The 10,087-nt window shown below is 35.9% G+C and carries 10 protein-coding genes; 6 read left to right on the forward strand and 4 right to left on the reverse strand.

What is annotated here, in order from left to right; all coding sequences use genetic code 11:
- Positions 1–339 precede the first annotated feature (339 nt).
- Positions 340–546: a hypothetical protein gene (locus tag F952_RS07825; RefSeq protein WP_004925307.1), complete on the reverse strand. Its 207-nt coding sequence runs from the start codon at positions 544–546 to the stop codon at positions 340–342.
- Between the two features lie 227 nt (positions 547–773).
- Between F952_RS07825 and mutS the strand changes: the two genes are divergently transcribed.
- The 5 genes from mutS to F952_RS07850 all read left to right on the forward strand — a co-directional run bounded on the left by mutS (position 774) and on the right by F952_RS07850 (position 6,444).
- On the forward strand, positions 774–3,419 hold the full coding sequence (mutS, locus tag F952_RS07830; protein WP_004925309.1) for a DNA mismatch repair protein MutS: 2,646 nt from the start codon (positions 774–776) through the stop codon (positions 3,417–3,419).
- A 256-nt stretch (positions 3,420–3,675) separates the two neighbouring features.
- The gene (locus F952_RS07835; RefSeq protein WP_004925310.1) at positions 3,676–4,125 is read left to right on the forward strand and encodes a BLUF domain-containing protein; all 450 of its coding nucleotides are present in this window, start codon (positions 3,676–3,678) and stop codon (positions 4,123–4,125) included.
- Between the two features lie 324 nt (positions 4,126–4,449).
- A complete protein-coding gene (gene fdxA / locus F952_RS07840) occupies positions 4,450–4,773 on the forward strand; it encodes a ferredoxin FdxA (protein ID WP_003650851.1) in 324 nt (107 codons plus the stop codon).
- Between the two features lie 126 nt (positions 4,774–4,899).
- On the forward strand, positions 4,900–5,622 hold the full coding sequence (locus F952_RS07845) for a D-Ala-D-Ala carboxypeptidase family metallohydrolase (RefSeq protein WP_004925315.1): 723 nt from the start codon (positions 4,900–4,902) through the stop codon (positions 5,620–5,622).
- 153 nt (positions 5,623–5,775) lie between these two features.
- Positions 5,776–6,444, forward strand: coding sequence for an O-methyltransferase (locus F952_RS07850; RefSeq protein ID WP_004925318.1), 669 nt, complete (start codon positions 5,776–5,778; stop codon positions 6,442–6,444).
- 110 nt (positions 6,445–6,554) lie between these two features.
- On the opposite strand, the gene F952_RS07855 is transcribed toward F952_RS07850, so the two are convergent.
- Positions 6,555–7,397, reverse strand: coding sequence for a universal stress protein (locus tag F952_RS07855; protein ID WP_004925320.1), 843 nt, complete (start codon positions 7,395–7,397; stop codon positions 6,555–6,557).
- 338 nt (positions 7,398–7,735) lie between these two features.
- Between F952_RS07855 and F952_RS07860 the strand changes: the two genes are divergently transcribed.
- Positions 7,736–8,743 (forward strand): hypothetical protein, encoded by a 1,008-nt coding sequence (locus tag F952_RS07860; protein ID WP_004925323.1) that lies wholly within the window; start codon positions 7,736–7,738, stop codon positions 8,741–8,743.
- Between the two features lie 52 nt (positions 8,744–8,795).
- Here the strand turns inward: F952_RS07860 and F952_RS07865 are convergent, their stop codons facing one another.
- Together F952_RS07865 and F952_RS07870 are read right to left on the reverse strand one after the other, a co-directional pair.
- The gene (locus tag F952_RS07865; RefSeq protein ID WP_026056865.1) at positions 8,796–9,407 is read right to left on the reverse strand and encodes an acyltransferase; all 612 of its coding nucleotides are present in this window, start codon (positions 9,405–9,407) and stop codon (positions 8,796–8,798) included.
- Positions 9,400–9,999, reverse strand: coding sequence for an IMPACT family protein (locus F952_RS07870; RefSeq protein ID WP_004925328.1), 600 nt, complete (start codon positions 9,997–9,999; stop codon positions 9,400–9,402). Before F952_RS07870 ends, F952_RS07865 begins: the two co-directional genes overlap by 8 nt.
- Positions 10,000–10,087 lie beyond the last annotated feature (88 nt).

Genomic DNA, 10,087 nt, shown 5'->3' on the forward strand with positions numbered 1-10,087 from the left:
CACTTTCATCACTTACATTGAGCAGCTTTTATGCCAATTTAATTTATTATTTATTTTCAATTATTTATGCAAATATAGCAGGATTGGAAATGTTTATATTCCATCATTTTTTTAAATCATTGTTGTTTTTACAACATTGAGTAAATAATACATTCTAAAGATCATTGAATATGAAAATTGACTTTAATCTATACGGTATATTTTTATTCACTTACAAAATGATTATCCTTCAAAATTTTTTATTCGATATTATTCATTCAGAAAGACGCATCCAGAGATGCCAAATTTGAACATTATTTAACCATGAGTAGATTCATTATCTGGCATTTAAATGATGTATCAATTCACCAAAGTAATTTTCTTTAATGAATTATCCAATGGACTTCTGTACCGATAGACAAAACTTCTAAGGCCCATCTTTCTACAAGTAACGCTTAAACCAGTATATTCCCCAATATCACGTTTATCTGAGGTTCCAATCTTCATTTTATCTACTGCACGCGCTGATAATGCCACTTTCTTTTTGTTCGTTATTTCCTCACTCATCTTAGAATCCTTTTTGTCAATTAGTCTCAATTTGTTAAGATGGCAATCGTGAATATTTAAGTTCAACACTTAACACACTACTGGCTTCATTGTTGATCTGTAAAATACATGCAAAAGCGCATTTTCAAAGATTAAGCGAGATATCTGTAGAAGTTCTTAGAATTGGTTATACAGCCAAACTTTCAAAGTTAACTTATTTATTATTTAAATTTAAGGATTTAAGATACATGAATAGCACAGAAACAATGGCTGACCTTTCCTCGTATACACCTATGATGCAGCAATATTTTAAGGTAAAGCTGGAACACCAACATGCTTTACTTTTTTATCGCATGGGTGATTTCTATGAACTCTTTTTTGATGATGCACGAAAAGCGGCAAAACTTTTAGGCATTACACTCACGCATCGTGGTAAAGCTAATGGTGAGCCCATTCCTATGGCAGGTGTTCCCTATCATGCTGCTGAGGGATATTTGGCACGCTTAGTTAGAGCAGGACAAACTGTTGCTATCTGTGAACAGGTAGGTGAAGGCGAGAACGCAGGCTCTCGCTGTAAAGCCCCCATGGAACGCAAAGTTGTACGCATTATTACCCCAGGTACGATTACAGATGACGCATTGCTTGGCAGTTATCAATCTTCAAATCTGGTTGCACTTTGTATTCAGCAAAATAAAATCGGGATTGCATTACTGGATTTGAGTGCCAGTATATTTAAAGTTCAACAGCATGAGTTTAAAACTGAACAACTCTACATTGAACTTGCCCGCCTCATGCCAAGTGAAATTGTGGTTGATGAAGATCTGGTTGATCAAAACATTTTAGAGCAAATCAAAAAACAAATTGAATGTTCTATTACCAAACGTCCTAATGTTGACTTCAATCTAAACAATGCACAAAAAACCCTGTGTGATCAATTCGGTGTAACCACTTTGTCTGGCTTTGGAATTGATCATTTACCACTTGCAAAAGCGGCTGCGGCTGCATTAATTCATTACGCAAAAGAAACTCAAAAAACAGCATTACCGCATATTCGTTCAATTCAATTGGAACAAAGCACTGATTTTATTGCACTTGATCCAATTACCCGCCGTAATCTGGAAATTATTGATCCACTCTTTGAGCATGGAACTTCACTGTTCAATTTGATTAATGATTGTCAAACGGCAATGGGCGGACGATTACTGAGTCGCATACTTATGCAGCCAATACGTGATACTGCTATTTTAGACGCACGACTTGATGCAACTGAACAATTATTAATTGGCTATCATGAATCACCAGTGCGTTTGGTACTCAAAGAAATTGGAGATATCGAACGGGTATTAAGCCGCGTTGCTTTAGGTACTGCACGACCACGTGACTTAGTACAATTACGTCAGGCGTGTGCTCAGATTCCATTTTTAAGGCATGCGCTATTACCTGCAATTCAAACAAAATCTTCAAAACTTCTAAATGAGCTAGATCATGAGCTTGGGGATTTTAAAGATTTGCATCAATTGTTATTGTCAGCAATTGTAGAAAACCCACCTGTTCTACTTCGAGATGGAAATGTCATTGCAGAAGGTTATGATGCCGAACTAGATGAACTCCGTAAGATCCGCGATCATGCCGGTCAATTTCTTGTTGATCTTGAAATAAAGGAACGTGAGTCAAGTGGAATCCCAACTTTAAAAATTGGCTACAATCGTGTCAGTGGTTATTACATCGAGTTGACACGTGCTCAGGCAGAACAAGCACCTGCATATTATATTCGTCGTCAAACTTTAAAAAATGCAGAACGTTATATCACGCCTGAACTTAAAAGTTTTGAAGATAAAGTTCTTTCAAGCGAATCACGTGCACTTGCACGAGAAAAACTGTTATTTGAAAGTCTGCTTGAGACACTGAAAAAAAATATCGCCAACCTACAAATGATGAGTTCTGCAATTGCCCAAATTGATGTATTGGCCAACTTTGCTCATCAGGCGCGTTTGCAAAATTGGAACCGTCCTGATTTTAGCCCAGAAATTGGTATTAAAATTCATGATGGTCGTCATCCTGTTGTTGAAGCACTGAGTAAAACCCCTTACACCCCAAATGATACCTTTTTAGATAGTCAGCATCGCATGGCTATCATTACTGGCCCTAACATGGGCGGTAAATCGACATTCATGCGTCAGACTGCTTTAATCAGTTTACTGGCCTATTGTGGTAGCTATGTTCCTGCAAAATCTGCCAAGCTTGGTCCAATTGACCGTATCTTTACACGTATTGGCTCGGCAGATGATTTATCGACTGGTAAATCTACATTTATGGTCGAAATGACAGAAACCTCTCAAATTCTACATCATGCGACCCATCAATCATTGGTTTTAATGGATGAAGTTGGGCGTGGAACCAGCACTTACGACGGTTTATCACTTGCTTGGGCTTGTGTACTCGATTTAACCAAACGAATTAAATGCTTATGCCTCTTTGCCACACATTATTTTGAGCTAACAGAGTTAGGTAGTGAATCTGCTATCGACAACTATCATGTTACGGCAAAAGAAATGAATGGTAATCTTATTCTGCTGCATAAAGTCCAGCATGGCCCAGCGAGTCAAAGTCATGGATTACAAGTTGCAAAATTGGCGGGTATACCTGCAAGCGTGATCAAGGAAGCACAAAAACGTTTAAAAATTCTGGAAAAGCAACAACAGCAATATTTTCAAACTGCGGTACAAAACGATTTGTTTGCTATACCAGAACTCCCTCAAATTGATGAAACGAAAATTGAGATTAAAAAGACCTCTCCTGTGCTTGATCATCTTAAACAACTTGACGTTGATAGTTTAACGCCGAGACAAGCACTTGAAGCACTTTATCAACTCAAAGATCAATTGGAACACTAATTACGCTCAAACAGTCGAGTTTTTTCTCATCAACTATAAGTAGCCATCGTGCTACTTATTTTTATCAAATGGTAAAATATATAATTTTTAAAGAGTTTTTTCTTTTCGTGATTCAAAATATAAAAAATGATGCTGTATAAGAAAAATATACAAATTATAAGCTTATAAACACCGTTTATTTAATTGAATATTCTGTTATATTTAGGCTGAATAATACTCTAAAAATCAAAATACTTTTACTGTTCAAGGAACTTCTATGGCCTATGTTAGATTGCTTTATGTCAGCAAAACCGCCAAACAACATCATGAAATAAAACATGACCTAATGGAAATCTTGACAACAGCAATACGTTTTAACTCAATAAATAAAATTAAAGGGGTTCTATATTATGGAAATGGCTATTTTGTCCAATGTCTAGAAGGTGAAGAAAAAGTCATTTATGATGTTTTTTATAATCGAATTATTAAAGATTCTCGTCATCAAAACTGTGAAATACTGTCCTGTAAAGCTGTAAATGAGTTACTTTTTCAAAAATGGAGTATGAAATTTGCGCCATTAAATAAAAAGCTTCGAGATTTTTTTCAGCAATATCATATAGACGAATTTAATCCTTATTTACTGACACATCAGACGACTGAGCCATTTATAGAATTGTTATCTCAGGAACCACATCAGGAAGTTGACCCTTACCCTCATTCATCCTGATAACATAAAAAATTTTTAATAACAATATTTTATAGCCAATAGTCAAAAGTGAGCGGAAAAAAATTTATTGGGTGTATTTATCGATTCATTTTTTACAACACATCCAGTTTAGATTAACTGTATGTTTTTATTGGTTTAGGTTTGCTTATCTTTTGACACTCCAGACAATTAAATTCACAATATAAATTAATTAATATCAGCCACTTAAATCCATTTCATGGTTTTAGATAACAAATATCAATAAAAGGAATTGTTCGTACCCCCCTTTTTTGCCTAAAATAGGCCAGTTTTAATGAAAACCATATTTTTTAGGTAGCTGTCGCCATGACCTTTGTTGTCACTGAAAACTGTATTAAATGTAAATATCAAGATTGCGTAGAAGTCTGCCCAGTTGACTGTTTCTATGAAGGTCCTAACTTTCTGGTGATTAATCCAGATGAGTGCATTGACTGCGCTTTATGTGAACCAGAATGTCCAGCAAATGCAATTTTCTCTGAAGATGAATTGCCTGAAGGCCAGGAAGTCTTTATTGAACTGAATGCTGACCTATCACAAAAATGGCCAAATATCACACAAATTGGTGACCAACCTGCTGATCGAGAAGAATGGAATGGTAAACCAGATAAACTTCAGTATTTAGAGAAGTAATTTAAAAGATCAGCATTAGCTGATCTTTTTTTATACTTTAAATCAACATTTGATTGCAAAATTTTCAAAATTTGTTCTTCATTTTGCACTAAAATAACGAGCTTAGAATAAGTTGTTGATTTTATTATGTCTCAGTTTTTGAAGGGTGTTCTTGCAATAAGTATCATCCCGATAATGATGGTTGGCTGTACCACTGCTCCTCAAAAAAAAGGAAAAATCTTAGACTTACCAAAGGGACATCGTATTCATATTCCTCAGGAAACTGTGACTATAGAACGTCCTGTTCGCCCTAAAGTAACACCAAACTCTTATTTGAATTGGCTGCAAAATCCGTCTAATCGGATACAAATACAAGAATATGAGCAATTTTTATCACGAAACGATGTAGCAAATATTGTTCCAAATTACGAATTATTGAAAACAGCTCGCGATTGGCAAAAATGTGGACGATCCGAATATGCGGTTCCCAATAGAGAGCTTTGGAATAATGCCATTCCTACATTACGTGTGCTCAAATATTTAGTGGCAGCAAAAATTTTGACTGATTTTGAGGTGACATCTGTTTATCGTGATTTACCATTAAATCAGTGTGCTGGTGGCGCGAATTCTTCCCGGCATTTGTTTAATTCGGCTATCGATTTTCGTATTGGTCCCGAAATTCCTCAACCGCAAGATTATGCTTTTATTGAAAATACCAAATTTAAGCTTTGCCAATTTTGGAATCAACATGGACAAAGTCTGAATATGGGACTAGGTCTGTACAGTTCAGGTCAAATTCATATTGACACTCAAGGCTATCGTACATGGGGGCCAGACCATAGCCGAAACAGTTCAATGTGTAATTACTGAAAACTTTAAGTATATCTGATCAATTAAATGTTAATTATTTAACGTCGATACTTTATTTGTTTTTAAAAACTTTTTCCTTTCGTTTTGAAATCTCATAAAATATTGCAAGTTTTAAAATGCATCATCCATTATCGGATAAAGGTATAATTTGTTATGCAACAGCTGTGGACAGACATTGATCATTATATTGAATCAAATTTAATCCCAGAGGATTCAAATCTCAAATTCGCACTTCAAAATACAGAAGATCAGGGCTTTCCAGATCATCTTGCTGTTGCCCCCAATCAAGGCATGTTGCTTCAAATGCTTATTCAGATGAATCAATGCAAACGTGTACTTGAGTTAGGAACATTTGCTGCGTACAGTACAATCTGGTTAGCTCGTGCGCTTCCCAAAGATGGATATCTGATGACAATTGAAGGTAGAGATACGCATGCTGCTTTAGCTCAGCAAAATATCGACCATGCAAATTTACCCGTGAATATTGAGTTAAAAGTCGGTAGGGCTGCTGATATATTATCCAAGATTGACACTGACACATTTGAACCTTTTGATTTTATTTTTATTGATGCTGACAAGCAAAGCTACCCTGAGTATCTCGATTTAAGTCTAAAATTATCACATTCGGGTACTGTTATCGTGCTTGATAATGTTATTCGTGCAGGTGCTCTAATCGATCTAGATAATCAAAGACCGAGCATTGAAGGCATCCGATTGACCTTTGAGGCACTGCAAAACCATCCTCAACTTTTATCTTGTACTGCTTTACAGACAGTTGGTAGCAAAGGTCATGACGGTTTCGCTATTGCGATTGTGAAATAGTGTTTAAAAATTAAACTTAACTTTTAAACACTTAAAAAACAAATACCTAAATCAAATTTTCATGCTTTTCCATATAGTTATCCACAACATTTGCGGATAACTAGTTTTTTCTATTTTGCCACAAGCAATGGTACTGTTGCATTTCTAAAAATAGACGTTGCGATACTTCCCAAGAAAAACTGATGGATCTTACTATGACTAAATGCCCCAAGTACAATCATCTGAATACCCAGTTCTTTCTGATACTCTAGAATATTTTCAGCGACATCCCCATAACGATATACTGTTATTACATCCAAACCTGCATTTTTCAAAAATTCTTCTGGATCTTTTAATACTTCTGGATGATCACCTACATATAACAAATGACATTGTAAGGTTTTGAGCAAATCACTTTGTGCGATTCGTTGCATAAGGTTTAAACATGTAGGTGAATATTCATATGCGAAAATAAAACGTGTTGGTATTTTAAAATGCTCACCTACTGTCATGACTGTACAATTGGCACCTCGAATAAAATTTTCTACATTACTGCCTATTGGTTTATTTTTTTCTGCCGCCCGTTCGCCAACTTTACCTATAATGACAAAATCTGTTTCTCTTAATACATTAAAACTTTGCTCCAAAAAATCGCCTTTTTCTTGAATTTTTGTACTTTGTATTCCATATTTTTCTAAGATCATATCTGAGATATGCTTGAGCAAATTATTACTATAGTCGATAGCTAGATCACTTTGTTTTTGTTCAAGCTCTGCAAGCTCTTTAAGTAGCATTGCATTGCTTTCAAAGCCGATCACGCCACTAATCTCACCCAAATGGTAGCTTGCAGGATAGTAATCCAATATTTGTAGTAAAACCAATTCTCGCTTTGTTTGCCTTGCCACCCAAGCAGCAGCTTCAGCAATTGCATTAATACAGGGAGAAGAATCGATACATGCGATTACACGATTCATAAATGCCTCTCTTATTTCTGATTTTATTGCCTAGAGATTTAACCCTTAGTTTTAAGTTAGCATATTTAAGTATTGCTAGGTTCAATTTAGATTATTTTTTTTAAATTGATACATTTATTGCACAATTCGACTATTCAAATCATTATAATTCATATTATATTTGTGACAAATATCACATTATGATATAAAAACCAATAAAACCTATCGTAATTAAATTATTAAAAAGAATAACCAATAATAAAACAGTTATTTTTTCAATTTATTTGTTGAGATTAATCACTTTTTTCATTAAAAATGTAGTGCACATTATTTTAATTTAAAAATTTAAGAGGGTAATCATGTTTTCATTATTTTCTGGGAAACTTAGCAGCGTATTAACAACAGCATTTCAAGGTTTGACTTCAGCAGTAGGTAAAATTGTTAATGCAGTAGTCACTGCTGCGGAAACAATCACTGATGTCGTGGTTGAAACTGTCGTCACGCCTACTGTTGAGGTACTTAGTCATGTTCCTGTTTTAGGAGATACCGTAAGCTCTGTCACTGGTTTAGTGAGTTCAACCACTGACAATCTATTTGGTACATTACATAATACAGCCACTAACATTGAATCTGGAAACCTTGCGACAACTTTAACTGGTCTCGCTACAGATACCAGTAACTTACTCGGTAGTTTAGCAGTAGATACTTCATCTACTTTAGATCATGTGTCAACTACACTTATAAATGCAGCTCAGGATATTCCTGTTGTGGGTGAGGTTGCTTCAAGTGTTTCTAATCTTATTTCCTCAACTGCCGAGAATCTTGTAGGGACAGTTCAACACTTGTCTGAAAGCCTTCAATCAGGTGATGTTCTGGGTGCTGTTAAGGGTCTTTTATCTGATACAACTTTTGTTGCTGGTAACTTAGTGACAGATACCACCAATACAGTCAGTGATTTGTTAGATAGCACATCACTAATCACTAACACTTTGGCACAAACTCCTGTACTTGGTGATGTACTTAGTAGTGTTGTAGCGAGTGTAGATAACGTAGTTGGAACTGTAGGTGATGTTGGTCAATACGTTGCAAATGTAGATCCAGTTGCTTTAGTAAGTGATGTACTTCATGCTCCTGCAGAAACTTTAGGTACGGTGGTAATTGATGTATCTAAAGTCGTTAGCGATGTTTCAGATGACTTGAATCCACTAGTTGCCTCTACTTCGTCTACTCCAGTAGTAGGTACTGTGGTCGAAACTGCAACCAATGCTGTTGATCTGGTTGCGGGTACCGTTGCTGCAGTAGGTACTGGTCTGCATGGCTTTAATGCACTTGATGAGTTGTTTAATCATACTGTTTCTCCAGTATAATTATACTCAAATAAATCCATCAGAAAGATCTTGATTCTAAATCAAGGTCTTTCTAATCTCTCATACGAATGAAGTGTGCTGGATTACCGGCCACTATCTGATTCTGCATCACATCTTTAGTCACCATGCTATTCATACCTATCACAGCATGATCATCAATTTTGACACCGTCTTTAACCCCAACATGTGCACCTAACCATACATCTTTTCCCACTGAAATTCCTTGTGATCGAACTGTTTGCTGATAAATTGGCTTATCCATCTGCATTCCATGATCAAATGCGTATAAGTGACAATAAGCTGCAATTCTTGCTTGATTTGCAATTTTAATTCCAGCTTTTCCACCATCTAAAATGCAGTGATGATTGATCGCAACTTCAGATCCAATATCAATCGGGCCATGTAAAACTGAATCGGCCGCAATAAAGCTATGATCACCAATAATGATTTTTCGCCCAGGTTCTGCAAAAATATGTGCCAACGGAGAAATAAAACAATTCTTGCCGATCTCAACAGTTTCCATATCCATTAAATACCGTTGATACTCTTTTTGCCACTCCTCTGCCCATACTTTATGTTTCGGTTTTAGGCTCCAATACAACCAAGGCATGTAATTCAATCGATGTTTGTGTTGTTCTCTATATTTGAGCAAAGGGTCATTCATCATGTTCACTCTCTAATCGCTTGAGTTTTTCACGACCGCGAGTTAAATCTTGTAATTTTATACTTAAGGGCTCAATCTGAGAGACCAAAACAGAAGCTTCAACCATTACACCTTCAGGCAAATAGTGTTCAACAAAATCAATATGCTGTTTCTTAAACTCATACTGGAGTATCGACCATTCATTAAAATGACAGTTTAAACGAATTTTATGCTTTTCAATCAGCTCTATTTTTTCTGCCAATGTCAAACACTTACCAGCGCAACCTCCATATGCCCTGACTAATCCGCCAGTACCAAGTTTGATCCCTCCAAACCATCGATTGACTAATACCAATACATTGGTCAGCTGATTTCCTTCAATAGTTGCCAAAATAGGACGTCCAGCTGTGCCTGATGGCTCACCATCATCATTAAAACGCACTTGATGTCCTAGTTTCCAAGCCCAGCACTGATGTGTTGTAGATACATCTTTGAATTGTTCTAAGCATTCTTTAATCTGTTGCTCAGTTTCAACAGGAATAGCAAACGCCTGAAACCGGCTTTTTTTAACTTCTTCTTCAAATGAAACTAATTCTGAAATCGTAAAAGACATAAAACTCAATCAATTGATACAAGCTCAGCCATTATACGCAATTTCATATTTTTTAGAGGATAAAAAAATCCTCGAACATGTCGAGGAT

The sequence above is a fragment of the Acinetobacter baylyi DSM 14961 = CIP 107474 genome (assembly GCF_000368685.1).
GTDB lineage: Bacteria > Pseudomonadota > Gammaproteobacteria > Pseudomonadales > Moraxellaceae > Acinetobacter > Acinetobacter baylyi.

What these genes read in the sequence shown, in the direction of transcription:
- F952_RS07825 (WP_004925307.1), bottom strand. Translation starts at nt 546, where the DNA reads ATGAGTGAGGAAATAACGAACAAAAAGAAAGTGGCATTATCAGCGCGT.
- mutS (WP_004925309.1), top strand. Translation starts at nt 774, where the DNA reads ATGAATAGCACAGAAACAATGGCTGACCTTTCCTCGTATACACCTATG.
- F952_RS07835 (WP_004925310.1), top strand. Translation starts at nt 3,676, where the DNA reads ATGGCCTATGTTAGATTGCTTTATGTCAGCAAAACCGCCAAACAACAT.
- fdxA (WP_003650851.1), top strand. Translation starts at nt 4,450, where the DNA reads ATGACCTTTGTTGTCACTGAAAACTGTATTAAATGTAAATATCAAGAT.
- F952_RS07845 (WP_004925315.1), top strand. Translation starts at nt 4,900, where the DNA reads ATGTCTCAGTTTTTGAAGGGTGTTCTTGCAATAAGTATCATCCCGATA.
- F952_RS07850 (WP_004925318.1), top strand. Translation starts at nt 5,776, where the DNA reads ATGCAACAGCTGTGGACAGACATTGATCATTATATTGAATCAAATTTA.
- F952_RS07855 (WP_004925320.1), bottom strand. Translation starts at nt 7,397, where the DNA reads ATGAATCGTGTAATCGCATGTATCGATTCTTCTCCCTGTATTAATGCA.
- F952_RS07860 (WP_004925323.1), top strand. Translation starts at nt 7,736, where the DNA reads ATGTTTTCATTATTTTCTGGGAAACTTAGCAGCGTATTAACAACAGCA.
- F952_RS07865 (WP_026056865.1), bottom strand. Translation starts at nt 9,407, where the DNA reads ATGAATGACCCTTTGCTCAAATATAGAGAACAACACAAACATCGATTG.
- F952_RS07870 (WP_004925328.1), bottom strand. Translation starts at nt 9,999, where the DNA reads ATGTCTTTTACGATTTCAGAATTAGTTTCATTTGAAGAAGAAGTTAAA.